The following is a 215-nucleotide window of genomic DNA, read 5'->3' as shown; positions in this document are numbered from 1 at the left end:
CTCAAGATGAGATTTCCCATAGCGCAAGCTAGTAAGAACCCTGAAAGATGATCAGGTTGATAGGTCAGAGGTGGAAGCGTGGTAACACGTGGAGCTGACTGATACTAATCGTTCGAGGACTTAACCAAATAGAAAAGCGGAAGCGTCCGCTTAGCAACGTATGGCCTGGAGGGCTTTGACTGAGATAAAGGAAACACGAAGAGCGATAGCGATTC

At 47.4% G+C, this 215-nt stretch carries 1 rRNA gene; it reads left to right on the top strand.

The window, feature by feature from the left end:
- Positions 1 to 128: ribosomal RNA gene (locus M3610_RS27915) — 23S ribosomal RNA — on the top strand; the annotation flags it as partial.
- Positions 129 to 215: the final 87 nt, after the last annotated feature.

The organism is Neobacillus sp. MER 74 (assembly GCF_023714155.1).
The sequence above is the reverse complement of the archived record's forward strand: the minus strand, read 5'-3'. Positions and strand labels throughout refer to the sequence as shown.